The sequence below is a fragment of the Burkholderia sp. E168m15 genome, assembly GCF_016586105.1.
Lineage (GTDB): Bacteria > Pseudomonadota > Gammaproteobacteria > Burkholderiales > Burkholderiaceae > Burkholderia > Burkholderia orbicola.
In genome coordinates this window covers 1-13793 of the sequence record NZ_BCPO01000033.1, presented here as the reverse complement: position 1 = coordinate 13793, position 13793 = coordinate 1, and the positions used below count along the sequence as shown (strand labels likewise).

Below are 13793 nucleotides of genomic sequence, written 5' to 3'. Positions count from 1 at the left end.
CGCCCGGGTTCGCGATCGCGATGGCCGCGTCGCGACCGTCGCACAGCTGCGCCAGTTGCGAACGCGCCAGGCCGCGCACGAACACCATCCGCTCGTCGCCGCCGCTTGCGGCATCCATCGCGCGTGCACGCGCATCGGCCAGGTCGAGCGCGTCGTGCGGGTCGATCATCCCCGCGACGCTCCACGAGCCGACCTCGCCGACGCTGTAGCCGGCGACGCAGCGCCGGCGCGGCCACACCGCATCGAGCAGCGCGGCCGCCGCGAGCGCCTGGACCGTGCAGAGGATCTGCGCGGCCCGGTTTTCCCGCAGCGCATCGGGCCCGGCCTGCCGGACCCACGTGCGTGGATCGTCGCCGAGCAGCCGGCCCGCATGCGCGAACAATGCGTGGGCCTGCGGCGCCGACCCGGTCAGATCGAACATGTCGGCGCGCTGCGCGCCTTGCCCCGAGCACAGGATGGCCAGCGTCATCGCGCGCGCCCTTCGACTTCGAGCGTATCGACGAACACGCTCATCGCGAGCAGGTCGGCCGCCCCGCCCGGGCTCAGCCGGCGTGCGACGAATGCCCGATGCGCGGCTGCCGCGCGCAGCCGCCAGTCGAGCGCCCGCACGCCGCCGCGCGCGATGAAGGCACGGGCGGTCGCGCGGGCGAAATCGAGGCCGGCCTGCCCGCCCCGGTGTAGCAGATTCGTGTCGTCGAGCGCGGCGATCAGTGCGAAGCACGCGGCGACCCGCGCGGCTTCCGGATCGTCCGGCAAGTCGCGCTGGGCGCCGCGCAGCGCGGGCAATCCGACCGCGTACACAGTCGGAAAGCCGTCGGCCGCCTCGCGACGCGCACCGCCCACACCGTAGCGGCGGCTGGCGCACTCGCCGTGGCTGTCCGGCAAACGCGGGCCGCCGAGGATCTCGACGCCCCAGCGGCGCGATACGAACGCGCCGAGCGTCATTTCGGCCGGCACCGCGCCCGGCAGCGCGCACCGTCCGGCGGCCGCGCACAGCAGCCCGAGCCCGAAGATCGCGCCGCGATGCGTATTGACGCCGCCGGTCGCGGCAAGCATCGCGTGCTCGGCACGCAGGCCGATCTTGCGCAGCACGGCCATGTCCGCGTCGCGGGCGCCCGCATCGGCGAGTTCCGCGAAGTACGGCCGCAGCACGGCGGCGCTGCGCGCGAACGTCGCGACATCCATGTCCGCGTGACTGCCGGTGTCGACGTGACTGACGAGGCCCGGCTTCGGATAGGTGTCGATCTCGAGCACGAGGCTGCGCTCGGCCAGCGCCGCGATGCGTTCGGCGTCGGACGGCGCCGCTACGCGGCAGGCAGCCCGTGCATTCATCGCGGGCCTCCGATGAAGGCGTCGGCGCGCATCAATTCGACCGCAATCTCGGTCTTCACCGCGACTTCGGGCAAGCGCGCATGCAGTTCGCGCCAGTTGACACCCGCACCGTCGTCGCGCAGCAGTTCGCCGTCGATGCGCATCGGCGCACGCGCGTCGATCGCCGCGAGACCGTCGAGCAACGGTACGAGCAACACGGGGTCCGGCAACGGAAACACGATGTCGAGATCGGATGATGCGCTCAGGTAAGGCTCGCCCGTCAGCGCCTGCCACGCGAGGCTGCCGAACACGCGGCCCTGCACGCCGCAGCGCGCGCCGAGTGCATCGAGTTCGCGCAATGGCGCACGCCACGCGGCGGGCGCGGCGGCGAGCACGTCCGTCAAGGTCGGCAGCGGGCCGACCGTCGCGAGCGCGTCGGCGGCCACGTTCAGCGCGATGCGCCGCTTGCCCGCCGACGGCGGCAGCGGCAGGCCGAGCGGCACGCGGCCGGCATCGGCTTCGTCCGGCGACGCGCGACGCACGATCAGCGGCCAACCGCGTTCGGCCCATGCGCGCACGAGCGAATCACCCGCGAGCGCGGGGTCGCGGGCGAATGCCGCGCCCCACCCGCCCGCCGTCAGCGTGACGAGCGTATGGCGGCGCAGCGGCAGCTCAGCGTGCGGCACGCGCGAGTGCCTCGACGCGGGCGGCGACGTCGGTCGCGACCGGCCGGCCGCGCGCCGCGCGCCGGTCGATGCGCTCGGCCGGCTTGCCGAGCCATTCGCCGACCTGCGCGTCGAGCGCGCGGGACGGATCGAGCACGGCGTCGACGGCGCCCATCTTCACGAGGTTGTCGAGGCCCGGCGCGAACACCGGTGTCGAACGCGCCATCTCCTTCAGCACGTCGATCGGCAGCTTGGTCACGCGCGACATCGACGGCAGGTCCATCACCTCCGGCTCGGCGCCCGGCACCGCGAGCAGCGTGCGCGTCGCGAGCGCAGTCGCGATGAACGCGCCGGCGGCCGTGTGGCCGTACAGCACGCCGATCGTCCGGTGTCCGGCGAGATCCGCGTGCATCAGGCATTTGGCGAGATGCGACAGCCCTTCGTTCAGGCCCAGCAGTTCGTCGCGCTTGCTCATCCGCTGGCTGTCGCTGTCGACCAGCACGAGGATCGGCGTGTCGCCGCCGCGTGCGACCGTGTCGAGCACCCGCGACGCGAGCGTCAGCGCCTCGTCGATGCCGAACGGCAGGCGGTCGGCCACGCCGATCACGTCGACGCGCGTGCCGGTCAGTTCCGCGTGGCCCGTCAGCAAGCCTCCATTGCGCGCAATCGAATGGCCCGCGGGAAACAGCGAGTTCAGTACTTCATCGAGCGTCATGCTGCCTCCCGCCGGGCCGCCCCAAGGGAGGCAGGCGCCCCCTCGGGGGGCAGCGAACGAAGTGAGCGTGGGGGTCGTTTCATTTCTGCTCCTGTAACTGGTCGGCGAGCTTCGCGAATTCGTCGTCGGGCATGCCCGGAATCGCTTCCGGCGCGTCGGCCCCGAGCGCACGCCACACGTCGAGCGCATCCTGGCAGCCGCCGAACCGCTCGATCCGTGCTTCGAGACGCGCCTGTTCCTCACGCAGCATCGCCGCATCGAACGTCGGCGCGCGGCCGATCAGGTCGAGCGCGGCCGCGCGAAACGCGTCCGGCGTATCGGCCACGTAACGATCGGCGCCGCCGATCAAGCGGCGATGCTTGCCGCCCATCGTGCGCCAGATCAGTGCGCGATCCTTCGAGTCGAATTCCTCGACGCCGCGATTGGTCTCGATCACTTCAGGCCCCGACACGCTGATGCGCCCCTGCTCCGACACCGCGAGCGCCGAACAGCACGCGGCGAGCAACCCGCCGCCGCCGTAGCAGCCCGCGCGCCCGCCGATCAGCCCGATCACCGGCACGCCGGCCGCCCGCGCTTCGACGAGCGCACGCATGATCTCGGCGATCGCGAGCTCGCCCGCATTCGCTTCCTGCAACCGCACGCCGCCCGTGTCGAACAGGATCAGCACCGGCTTGCCGACGTCACGCGCGGCGCGCAGCAACCCGGTGAGTTTCGCGCCGTGCACCTCGCCGAACGCGCCGCCCATGAAGCGGCCCTCCTGCGCGGCGACGAACACCGGCTTGCCGTCGAGCCGGCCGTGGCCGACCACCATCCCGTCGTCGAACTGCTGCGGCAGCGCGAACAGCGGCAGGTGCGGACTCGTCACGCGCTCGGCCGGCCCGAGGAATTCCGTGAAGCTGCCCGCGTCGAGCAACCCGTCGATGCGTTGCCGCGCCGACGCTTCGTACCAGCTCGCCGCGTTCGCGACGAACGCCGGCGCATCGTGGATCACGTCGCTCATCATGCGTCTCCCTCGATCGCGCGCACGGCCTGCGCGAGCCGCAGCGACACCATGTCGGGCCGCGCGCCGCCGTCGTTGATCGACAGCTTCAGGCCGCCCGGCGTGCGCCGTTCGACGAAATCCGATACGACCGCCTGCCAGACCGCGCCGAAACCGACGGCCGCGGTGCGGATGTCGATCTCGCATTCATTGCCGGGCAGCACGCGTTCGACCAGCACTTCGAGATTGCCGGACGCGACCACGCCGACGAGCGCCGCGGCCTGCTCGCCCTTCGCGCGTTCGCGCGCGGTGAAGCGATAGTTCAACTGTTCCATGCCCTCTTCCTCACCAGTTGCGGAACCGGGCCGGCGGCGCATAGAGCCCGCCCGACCAGTGCACCAGATCCTTGATCGACCGCGCGGCGAGCCAGCGGCGGTCGGCGTCGAGCGGATCGATACCGAGATCCTCCGGGCGACGGATCACGCCGCGTTCGCGCAGCCGCTCGACCAGCTTCTTGTCGCGGCCGCGGCCGACGTCGGTATAGCCGGCGACGCCGCGAATCGCGTGCTCGCGTTCGTCCTTGTCGCGGCACATCAGCAGGTTCGCGATCCCTTCCTCGGTGACGATGTGCGTGACGTCGTCGCCGTAGACCATGATCGGCGCGAGGTCGAGCTGCAGCTTGTCGGCGAGCTTCAGCGCGTCGAGCTTCTCGACGAACATCGGCACGTTCTTGTCGCCGAACGTCTCGCCGATCTGCACGACCAGCTTGCGGCCGCGCCGCAGCGCCGCCGGCGTGTCCGGGTCGGCTTCCGCGCCGGCCTTCAGCCACGGCTCGCTCGGATGGCGTCGGCCGCGCGCGTCGCTGCCCATGTTCGGCGCGCCGCCGAAGCCGGCGATCCGCTCGGCGGTGACCGTCGACGAATGGCCGGACAGGTCGATCTGCAGCGTCGAGCCGATGAACATGTCGCACGCATAGAGGCCGGCCGTCTGGCAGAACGCCCGGTTCGAGCGCAGCGACCCGTCGGGGCCCGTGAACCACACGTCGGAGCGCGCGCGGATGTAGTCGTCCATCCCGACCTCGGAGCCGAAGCAGTGGACCTGCTCGACCCAGCCCGATTCGATCGCGGGAATCAGCGTCGGGTGCGGATTGAGCGCCCAGTGCGTGCAGACCTTGCCCTTCAGCCCGAGCTTCGCGCCGTAGGTCGGCAGCAGCAGCTCGATCGCGGCCGTGTTGAAGCCGATCCCGTGGTTCAGGCGCTTGATCCCGTACGGCTCGTAGATGCCCTTGATCGCGAGCATCGCGGTGAGGATCTGCGTTTCGGTGATCGCGGCCGGATCACGCGTGAACAGCGGCTCGACGTAGAACGGCCGGCCGGCCTCGACGACGAAATGCACGCGGTCGCCCGGGATGTCGACGCGCGGCACCTTGTCGACGATGCGGTCGACCTGCGCGATCACGATGCCGTCCTTGAACGCGGTCGCCTCGACGACGGTCGGCGTGTCCTCGGTGTTCGGGCCCGTGTACAGGTTGCCGTCGCGATCGGCGCTCACGGCCGCGATCAGCGCGACCTGCGGCGTGAGGTCGATGAAGTAGCGGGCGAACAGTTCGAGATAGGTATGCACCGCGCCGAGCGCAATCTTGCCGCCGAACAGCAGCTTCGCGATGCGCTGCGACTGCGGGCCCGAATACGCGAAGTCGAGCCGCTTCGCGATGCCGCGCTCGAACACGTCGAGATGCTCGGGCAGCACGACGCCCGACTGCACCATGTGCAGGTCGTGGATCTTCGCGCTGTCGACGTCGGCGAGCGCGGTGGCGAGCAGATCGGCCTGCTTCTGGTTGTCGCCTTCGAGGCACACGCGATCGCCGGGCCGCAGCACCGCTTCGAGCAACGCGACGGTGTCGCGCGCATCGACCCGCTTGCCCTGCGCGTATGCCGCGCCGGCCGCGAGGCGTGCATCGCGCGCCTGCCGCGCGTGATTCCATCCGGTCATGAACAGTTCTCCGCTTCGAGGGTTCAGCGGCATTCTAAGCCTGGCGCCGCCGCCGATTGATGATGTTGCAGAATGCGACTCAGAGGACGCGGCGATGGATGCGGCCCGCGCGCGGGCCGCGTCGCAGGGCCCTACGCGCCGACCAGCGCGCGCGTCGTGAAGAACAGTACCGACGGCCCGAGCAGGCAGCCGACGCCGGTATGGAACGTCGCGACCAGCGCACCGTACGGCACGAGCCGGCGATCGGTCGCGGCAAGGCCCGCGCTCACGCCGCTGACGGTGCCGGCCAGCCCGCCGAAGATCATCGCGGAGCGCGGCGTTTTCAGGCCCATGAAATTGGCCGCGACCGGCGTGCCGACCATCACGATGATCGCCTTCACGAGCCCGGTCGCGATGCTGAGCGCGATCACGTCGGAGCTCGCACCGATCGCCGCGCCGGTGACGGGCCCGACGATATAGGTGACGGCGCCCGCGCCGATCGTCGTCATGCTGACCGCGTCGGTGTAGCCGAACGCGCGCGCGACGCACGCGCCGACGATGAACGGCAGCACGGTGCCGAGCAGCAGCGACACGATACCGACGAGCCCGGCCTTGCGCGCCTCGGTCGGCTGTACTTCGAACGCGGTCGCGACGATCGCGAAATCGCGCAGCATCGCGCCGCCCATCAGGCCGATACCGGCGAACAGCTTGACGTCGGCCAGCCCCTTCTCGCCGCCGGTGAATGCGCCGCCGACGTAGGCGAGCACGAGACCGATGACGATCGCGATCGCCGAGCCGTGCACGCGGCCGAACGTGAGCTTGCGCGACGCGATCGACGACAGCCACATGATCAGGCCGACCAGCGCGAACGACGCGACGAGCCCGTTGTGGGCGACGGTTTTTTCGAGCATCTGCAGCATGGCGGCCTCCGTTATTGTTCTTCGAATTGCGGCACGCCCGCGAAGGCCGTGTCGTCGCGCCCCGTGCGCGCGAGTACCGCAATGCAGCATGCGCAGATCGCGACCGCGCCGACGGCGGCCAGCAGCGCGACCGGCCCGCCCTTGAGCGCGGCGACGACGTTCTGGTTCGCGGCCATCGCGACGACGACCGGGATGTACATCGCGCCCCAGAAACCGACGCCCGCCTCGGTCTCCTTCGGCAGCCAGCCGCGCCGGTGCAGCCACAGGCGCAGGCAGATCAGCAGCAGCATCGCGATGCCGACGCCGCCGACGTTGGTCTTCACGCCGATCGCGCTGCCGAGCAGGTCGCCGAGGAACAGTCCGGCCAGGTGGCAGAACGCCAGCAGCGCGGTTCCGTAGATGATCATGAGTCGTCTCCAGTCTCTTCGTGACGGGCGCCTGACGCATGCGGGAGTCAGGCCCGCACGCCGATCCCGGGCGGACTGTCTGTCTCCTGCGGCGGGGCGCCGCGGCCCGGCGGCTCGTCGTGCGAGCACGTTCTCGGGGTCGATGGGATGATGCGGATTCGGGCCGGACGCCGGATGGCTTAGACTGACCGATGCAGCCGGCGGCGCGACACGGGCTACGCGTCCGGTGCCCCTCGTTGGCGGAGGCCGCACTGGCGCGTGATCCGATACTAGCGCCGCATAATCCGGCCATTTATGAAGTTGTCGAAACCGATTCAGTGGATTTAGCAATGCGTCCGTTACCGCCCGAACTGCTGCGCAGCTTCGTCGCCGTCGCCCAGTCCGGCAGCTTCACCGCCGCGTCCGAGCGCGTGAACCTGTCGCAATCGACCGTCAGCCAGCATATCCGCCGCCTCGAGGAGCTGCTCGACCGGCCGCTGTTCGAGCGCGACACGCGCAACGTGCACCTGTCGCAGCACGGCGACGCGCTGTTCCGCTACGCGGTGCGCATCCTCGAACTGATGGACGAGGCCGTCACGTCGGTCTGCGGGCCGCCGCTGTCGGGCAAGGTGCGGCTCGCAATGTCGGAGGATTTCGCGTCGGCGCACCTGACGGCCGCGCTCGCGAGCTTCGTGCAGCGCAACCCGGACGTCGAGCTCGCGATCTCGACCGGGCTGTCGGGCGACCTGTTCGACGCGCTCGACGAAGGCCGGCACGATCTCGTGTTCGCGAAACGCATCGCCGGCAGCCGGCGCGGCCGCGTGATCCGCAGCGAACCGCTGTACTGGTGCACCGGCCCCGATTCGCGGATCACCGGCCACGAGGCCGTGCTGCCGCTCGCGATGCATCCGGAGCCGAGCGTGTCGCGCCGCCGCGTGCTCGAATCGCTCGAAGCCGTCGGGCGCCCTTACCGGATCGCCGTCGTGAGCAGCAGCATCGCGGTGCTGCGGGCGGCCGCGAGCGCGGGGCTCGGCGTCAGCGCGTTCGCCGGCTACGTGATCCCGGCCGGGCTCGCGCGGCTCGACGCAGGGCTGCCGGAACTCGGCGAACTCGAATACGTGATCGATCGCCCGGCGGCCGCGTCGCGCTCCACGCTCGCGCTGGAAGCCACGCTGATCACGGCGGCGGCCGAGTTGTAACGGCACCGCGCTCAAGTCACGCGGACGCGCCCGCACCTGACAGCTTTGCCCGCAACGCGTCATCGTCCGCGCAGCACCCGCTCGCGACAATGGGACCCATCCGAACGCACCGCGCATCGCCGCGCGCGTCCGGTACCCCGTCCCCTTGATCGGAGCCCGCCATGAAAAACGTCCTGCGATTCGCCGTCGCGACCGCCGCAGCCGCGCTGCTGTCCCCCGCCTTTGCCCAGACCGACGCGTCGGCCCCCGCGCAGGGCCTGACGCGCGCGGAAGTCATCGACCAGCTCAAGCAGGCCTATCTCGACGGCGAACTGCCGACCAACGACGGCAACTATCCGCCGAACGCCGCGACCCGCGCACGCAACCGCGAACTCGTGCAGGCCGCGAGCCCGGCCTGGCTGGCCCACGTGCCGCCCGCCAGCCAGGCGACGTCGCAGCAATGACCGGTGGCGCCACTGCGCGCGACCGGATCAGGATCAGGGCAGGAAGCTGCGGCGTCGTGCGTCGATCAGTTCGACGAGCAGCCGATCGCGCTCCGCTGCCAGTGCCTGCATCGAGCGCTCGCCCTGGATCGTGCGCAGCTCGTCGGTCAGCTTGCGATCGACCTCCGGATCGAACGACGGCGTGCCGAGGTCGTCCCACCAGCTCGTGATCGGCCCCGACAGGTGTTCGAGGAAGTGCGCGATCCCGCCCGCGCCGCCGCCGAGGTGATAGGTCAGGCACTGCCCCATCAGCCCCCAGCGCAGGCCCGGCCCCCACGCGACGGCCTTGTCCGCATCGGCGACGCTCACGACGCCTTCGCCGACCAGGTGATACACCTCGCGGAACAGCGCGGCCGCAAGCCGGTTCGCGACGTGGCCGGTCATCTCCTTGTTCAGCACGATCGTCTGCTTGCCGAGCGCATCGTAGAACTGCTTCACGCGCGCGATCACGTCCTGGCTGGTCGCGTCGCCCCCGACCAGCTCGACGAGCGGGATCAGGTGCGGCGGATTGAACGGATGCGCGATCAGGCAGCGTTCCGGATGCTTCGCGCAGGCCGTCTGGATCTCGGACATCTTCAGGCCCGACGAGCTCGACGCGATCGGCACGTGCGCGGGCAGCACGTCGTCCATCTGGCGATAGAGCGCACGCTTCAGGTCGAGTCGCTCGGGGCCGTTCTCCTGCACGAAATCGACGCCGTCGAGCGCGCGCACGGGATCGGCGTCGAACGACAGCCGCGCGGAAAGCTCGGCGGCCCGCTCGCCGAGGAATGCGGCGAGCGCGTCGCGCAGCCGTGCATCGGCCTGCGGGGCCGGGTCGGTCGCGACGACGTCGAAGCCCTGCGTCAGGTAGAAAGCGGCCCAGCTTGCGCCGATCACGCCGGCGCCGACGATCGCGATACGTCGAATGTCCATGGTTGTCCCGTGTGGTTGGTCTGCGGATATGCCGCGGCGATTGTCGCATCGAATCCCGCGCGCAGGCGTCGACGCGGACTGCAGATTCCCTCTTGAAATGCGCGGCGACGGCCACTAATTAAGCGTCGTCGGGCAGTGCCGCATGCCACGCACCGCCCCCGTATCGACCCAGTGGAGCCACCCGTCGCGCCCGCCGCAGGCGACGCGCGGTCACGTCTCCCGCGTTCCCTGTTCAGGAGGACCAACATGAGCGGTATCCATTTCGGCAACGATCTGTTCGACGAATTCGCCCGCGTGCAGCGGCAGATGGCGAGCCTGCTCGGCGAACGCCCGTCGGGCATCCGTGCGGGGCGCGCCGGCGCGTTTCCCGCCCTCAACGTCGGCGCGACCGACGACGCGATCGAGATCGTCGCGTTCGCACCCGGCATGGCCGCGGCCGACTTCGACGTATCGATCGACAAGGATCTGCTGACGATCAGCGGCGAGCGCAAACCGGCGCCGCGCACCGAAGGCGACGACGTGCGCACCTATGCACAGGAGCGCTTTCACGGCGCATTCCGCCGCGTGGTCGAACTGCCGCGCGATGCGGACCCCGACCAGGTCAGCGCCCGCTACGAAAACGGCTGCCTGCTGATTCGCGTCGGCCGGCGCGAGGCCTCGAAGCCGCGTGCGATCACCATTCAGTAACCTTCAGGATACCGACATGAACACGAACCCGACCCTGGCCGAACGCCAAACCACCCCCGTTCACCCGGCCGCCGCGGAAGCCGCGCGCCGGCCCGCGATCACCCCGTCCGTCGACATCGTCGAGGATCAACACGGCGTCACGCTGCGCGCCGACCTGCCCGGCGTGCCGCGCGAGAATCTCGACGTGAAGGTGCACGACAACACGCTGACGATCGAAGCCGCGACGCAGTTCGACACGGCGGCCGACCTGCGCGTGCGGCACGCGGAAATCCGTTCGACGCGCTATGCACGGTCGTTCGTGCTGAGCGCCGACCTCGACACGTCGCGGATCGACGCGAACCTGCACGACGGCGTGCTGACGCTGACGATCCCGCGCCGCGAGGAAACACGCCCGCGCCGCATCGACGTGACGGCCGGCAATGCGTGAGCGTCGACGCGCGTCCTGACGTGACGCGCATGAAAAAGCCCCGCTCCGGCGCGATGCCGGGCGGGGCTTTTTTGCATCGGGCCGCGCGCATTCAGGCACGCGGACTGCCGCTTCAATCGAAATCGAACAGGTCGAACACCGACTTCTTGCGACGCCGGCCGTCGCGCCGGTCACGCTCGTCGTGCGAGCGGCCGTCGCGCCCCCAGCCGTCGTCGCGGCCGCGCGGCGCGTGCGCATCGTGCTGCACTGGCGCCGTGTCGCGTCGCGCCGGCGCGTCACCAGTTTCGCGGGCGATCAGCTTGTCGAGTTCGCCGCGATCGAGCCATACGCCGCGGCAGGTCGGGCAGTAGTCGATCTCGATCGACTGGCGCTCGGCCATCAGCAGGTCGGGTGTCTTGCAGACAGGGCATTTCATCGCGTTTCTCCTTTCCGTGCGAATTTCATCCGGATTCCATATGAGGTGCGCGAGCCGGCCGCCACAGCGGCCGGTATCACGCCCGCCCGCTCAGTCGCGCGTCACCTGCGCCGCCCGCTTCGCCTTGGCCCGCCGCGCCAGCATGTTCATGCCCTCGACGAACGCCGAGAACGCCATCGCCGCGTAGATGTACCCCTTCGGCACGTGCGAACCGAACCCTTCGGCGATCAGCGTCATGCCGATCACGACCAGGAACGACAGCGCGAGCATCACGATCGTCGGGTTGCGGTCGATGAAGCGTGCGAGCGGCTGCGCGGCGAACAGCATCACGCTCACGGCGACGATCACCGCGACGAACATGATCGGAACGTGCTCGGTCATGCCGATCGCGGTCACGATGCTGTCGATCGAGAACACGATGTCGAGCATCACGATCTGGCCGATCGCGGCCCACACCGTCAGGCCGGCCGCGCCGGCGGCCCCACCCGCGCCGTCGCCGTCGTGCGACACGTGGTGATGAATCTCGGTGGTCGCCTTCCACACGAGGAACAGACCGCCCGACAGCAGGATCATGTCGCGCCACGAGAACGCATGGTCGAACAGCGTGAACACGGGTTCGGTCAGGCTCGCGATCCACGCGACGCTGCCGAGCAGCGCGAGGCGCATCACCAGCGCGAGCGCGATGCCGAGGCGCTGCGTGCGGGCGCGCTGCGCTTCGGGCAGCTTGTTGCTGAGGATCGAGATGAAGATCAGGTTGTCGATGCCGAGCACGACTTCCATCACGACGAGCGTCAGGAGCGCGGCCCAGACGGCGGGGTCGGTGGCAAGCGTCAGCAGGTAGTCCATGGGCGGGGCCGATACGAAAGTGGAAAGCCTGATGATATGACGCCCCGAACTTCGCAAAAATCAGAGAGAATCTGACTTTAGGTTCGGTTTTTTCGATATATCGCGCGCCGATGCTCAATTTCCGACATCTGTACTATTTCTGGGTCGTGGTGAAGGAAGGCGGCTTCGCGCGTGCGGCCGAGCGGCTCGACATGGCCGTGCAGACGATCAGCGCGCAGGTGCGCGAACTGGAGAAATCGCTCGGGCACCAGCTACTGCGCCCCGCCGGGCGCGGTGTCGCGATGACCGACGCCGGGCAGGCCGCCTTTGCACGCGCGGAAATCATCTTCGAGATGGGCCGGCTGATTCCCGACGACGTGCGCGCGGCGGCCAGCCAGCCGACCGTGCGGCTCGCGGTCGGCCTCGCGGACGGCATCTCCAAGCTTGCCGCGCACGCGATCCTCGCCCCGGTGCTCGACACGCCCACACTGCGCCTGCTGTGCCACGAGGGCGAGCACGACGCGCTGCTCGCGGAACTCGCGCTGCATCATCTGGATCTCGTGCTGGCCGGTCAGGGCGCGCCGTCCGGGTCGAACCTGCGCGTGACGAGCGAGCGGCTCGTCGCGTCGCCGGTCGACTGGTACGGGCCCGCGGCACTCGTCACGCCGGCCGCGCGCCAGCGCTTTCCGCAATGTCTGGCCGAGCTGCCGGTGCTGCTGCCGACCGCGCATTCGGCATTGCGCGCCCATCTCGACCGATGGCTGGAAAGCGAGCGGATCGTGCCGCGCGTGGCCGGCGAATTCGAGGACAGCGCGCTGATGGCCGTGTTCGCGGCGCGCGGCCTCGGCGTGTTTCCACTGAGCGAACTCGGCGCGAACGATGCGTCGCTGCTGCGCGGGCTCAGGCGGCTCGGGCGCGCGGGCGACGTGACCGAGGAGATCCACGCGATCCGCTCCCGGCGCGGCGAACATCATCCGCTGACGGCGCAATTGCTGGCCGCGGCGCGCGGCGCGCCGGCCGACTGAAGCGAGCGCGACATCAAACGAAACTATAATGTCGCCCCGGCCATACGAGATGTGCGCGCGCATCAATCCGGGCACTCCCGTTGCGCCGCCTCTCGCCGAGCCTTCTGAAAGACGCCATGCACAACCGATTTCGCCTGTTTTCCGTTTCGTGCGCGCTCGCGGTCGCGACCGTGCTGGCGGCATGCTCGTCGCCGCCCAAGCCGATCTACCAGCAGGAACAGTTCGACGCGACCACCAGCCCGTATGCGCACACGTTCCACTCGAAATCCGACGCGGCCTGCGAGGCCGCGCGGCGCGCGCTGCTGAGCCAGGGCTACGTGGTGTCGTCGTCGCGCAACGACGCGGTCGACGGCAGCAAGAATTTCCAGCCGAGCAACGACATGCACGTCGTGATCGAGTTTCACGTCGTGTGCGCGGACGCGAATGCGGACGGCTCGTCGAGCATCGCGTACGTGAACGCGGTGCAGGACCGCTATACGCTGAAGAAGTCGAATACGTCGGCCAGCGTCGGCTTGAGCGTGTTCGGCTCGCTGTCGCTGCCGATCGGGTCGAGCGACGACGCGCTCGTCAAGACCGCGAGCGAGACGATTCCCGCCGGCGTGTTCTATGAGCGCTTCTTCACGCTCGTCGACCATTTCCTGAAGATCGACCCGGCGCGCCGCGACCGCGCAACCGTGAAGGCCGCCGAGAAGGAACCCGTCGCGCCGCTGCCCGAACCCGCGCCGACGCCGCAGGGCGAACCGCTGAAGATGACGACACCGGTCGTGCCGACGCCGCCCGCGGCGCCGGTGCCGCTTTCGGCGCCGGGGGTCGCGCCTGGATCGGGCGCGAATGCCGTGCCGGCCGCGGCATCGGCCGTGGCGGCGCCGGCCGC

At 69.9% G+C, this 13793-nt stretch carries 18 protein-coding genes; 6 read left to right on the top strand and 12 right to left on the bottom strand.

Annotated features, from left to right (window positions below; all coding sequences use genetic code 11):
• The 9 genes from JMF86_RS06000 to madL form a co-directional block, all read right to left on the bottom strand.
• A partial coding sequence (locus JMF86_RS06000) for an acyltransferase domain-containing protein (RefSeq protein ID WP_374039637.1) occupies positions 1-469 on the bottom strand: 469 nt, incomplete at its 3' end.
• Positions 466-1332, bottom strand: coding sequence for a triphosphoribosyl-dephospho-CoA synthase MdcB (gene mdcB / locus JMF86_RS05995; RefSeq protein ID WP_201316810.1), 867 nt, complete (start codon positions 1330-1332; stop codon positions 466-468). The genes JMF86_RS06000 and mdcB, both read right to left, overlap by 4 nt.
• Positions 1329-1997, bottom strand: coding sequence for a malonate decarboxylase holo-[acyl-carrier-protein] synthase (mdcG, locus tag JMF86_RS05990; RefSeq protein WP_201316809.1), 669 nt, complete (start codon positions 1995-1997; stop codon positions 1329-1331). The genes mdcB and mdcG overlap by 4 nt, the downstream gene beginning before the upstream one ends.
• The gene (mdcE, locus tag JMF86_RS05985; RefSeq protein WP_201316808.1) at positions 1984-2691 is read right to left on the bottom strand and encodes a biotin-independent malonate decarboxylase subunit gamma; all 708 of its coding nucleotides are present in this window, start codon (positions 2689-2691) and stop codon (positions 1984-1986) included. Before mdcE ends, mdcG begins: the two co-directional genes overlap by 14 nt.
• Before the next feature lie 79 nt (positions 2692-2770).
• Entirely contained in the window at positions 2771-3694 is a 924-nt protein-coding gene (locus tag JMF86_RS05980; RefSeq protein ID WP_023477914.1) for a biotin-independent malonate decarboxylase subunit beta, read from the bottom strand.
• Positions 3691-4005, bottom strand: a complete 315-nt coding sequence (mdcC, locus tag JMF86_RS05975) for a malonate decarboxylase acyl carrier protein (protein ID WP_006485317.1) — start codon at positions 4003-4005, stop codon at positions 3691-3693. The genes JMF86_RS05980 and mdcC overlap by 4 nt, the downstream gene beginning before the upstream one ends.
• 10 nt (positions 4006-4015) lie before the next feature.
• Positions 4016-5662 carry a malonate decarboxylase subunit alpha gene (mdcA, locus tag JMF86_RS05970; protein ID WP_027808884.1) on the bottom strand — a complete coding sequence of 549 codons (1647 nt, stop codon included), beginning with the start codon at positions 5660-5662 and terminating at the stop codon, positions 4016-4018.
• A gap of 131 nt (positions 5663-5793) precedes the next feature.
• Entirely contained in the window at positions 5794-6561 is a 768-nt protein-coding gene (gene madM / locus JMF86_RS05965) for a malonate transporter subunit MadM (RefSeq protein WP_201316807.1), read from the bottom strand.
• Between the two features lie 11 nt (positions 6562-6572).
• A complete protein-coding gene (madL, locus tag JMF86_RS05960) occupies positions 6573-6968 on the bottom strand; it encodes a malonate transporter subunit MadL (protein WP_006485307.1) in 396 nt (131 codons plus the stop codon).
• A gap of 329 nt (positions 6969-7297) precedes the next feature.
• Between madL and JMF86_RS05955 the strand changes: the two genes are divergently transcribed.
• Both JMF86_RS05955 and JMF86_RS05950 read left to right on the top strand, forming a co-directional pair.
• Positions 7298-8146: a LysR substrate-binding domain-containing protein gene (locus JMF86_RS05955; protein WP_012328224.1), complete on the top strand. Its 849-nt coding sequence runs from the start codon at positions 7298-7300 to the stop codon at positions 8144-8146.
• Between the two features lie 161 nt (positions 8147-8307).
• Positions 8308-8589: a DUF4148 domain-containing protein gene (locus tag JMF86_RS05950; RefSeq protein WP_006476367.1), complete on the top strand. Its 282-nt coding sequence runs from the start codon at positions 8308-8310 to the stop codon at positions 8587-8589.
• 33 nt (positions 8590-8622) lie between these two features.
• On the opposite strand, the gene JMF86_RS05945 is transcribed toward JMF86_RS05950, so the two are convergent.
• A complete protein-coding gene (locus tag JMF86_RS05945) occupies positions 8623-9540 on the bottom strand; it encodes a 3-hydroxyacyl-CoA dehydrogenase NAD-binding domain-containing protein (protein WP_201316806.1) in 918 nt (305 codons plus the stop codon).
• 246 nt (positions 9541-9786) lie between these two features.
• Between JMF86_RS05945 and JMF86_RS05940 the strand changes: the two genes are divergently transcribed.
• Together JMF86_RS05940 and JMF86_RS05935 are read left to right on the top strand one after the other, a co-directional pair.
• Complete coding sequence (locus tag JMF86_RS05940; protein ID WP_011545059.1) at positions 9787-10227, top strand: Hsp20/alpha crystallin family protein; 441 nt, start codon at positions 9787-9789, stop codon at positions 10225-10227.
• 16 nt (positions 10228-10243) lie between these two features.
• On the top strand, positions 10244-10654 hold the full coding sequence (locus JMF86_RS05935) for an Hsp20/alpha crystallin family protein (protein ID WP_201316805.1): 411 nt from the start codon (positions 10244-10246) through the stop codon (positions 10652-10654).
• A gap of 112 nt (positions 10655-10766) precedes the next feature.
• Here the strand turns inward: JMF86_RS05935 and JMF86_RS05930 are convergent, their stop codons facing one another.
• Entirely contained in the window at positions 10767-11069 is a 303-nt protein-coding gene (locus JMF86_RS05930) for a zf-TFIIB domain-containing protein (protein WP_201316804.1), read from the bottom strand.
• 90 nt (positions 11070-11159) lie between these two features.
• Positions 11160-11915, bottom strand: coding sequence for a TerC family protein (locus tag JMF86_RS05925; protein WP_201316803.1), 756 nt, complete (start codon positions 11913-11915; stop codon positions 11160-11162).
• 110 nt (positions 11916-12025) lie between these two features.
• Between JMF86_RS05925 and JMF86_RS05920 the strand changes: the two genes are divergently transcribed.
• On the top strand, positions 12026-12919 hold the full coding sequence (locus JMF86_RS05920; protein WP_201316802.1) for a LysR family transcriptional regulator: 894 nt from the start codon (positions 12026-12028) through the stop codon (positions 12917-12919).
• A gap of 116 nt (positions 12920-13035) precedes the next feature.
• On the top strand, positions 13036-13793 hold a 758-nt coding region (locus tag JMF86_RS05915), incomplete at its 3' end, for a DUF2242 domain-containing protein (RefSeq protein ID WP_201316801.1).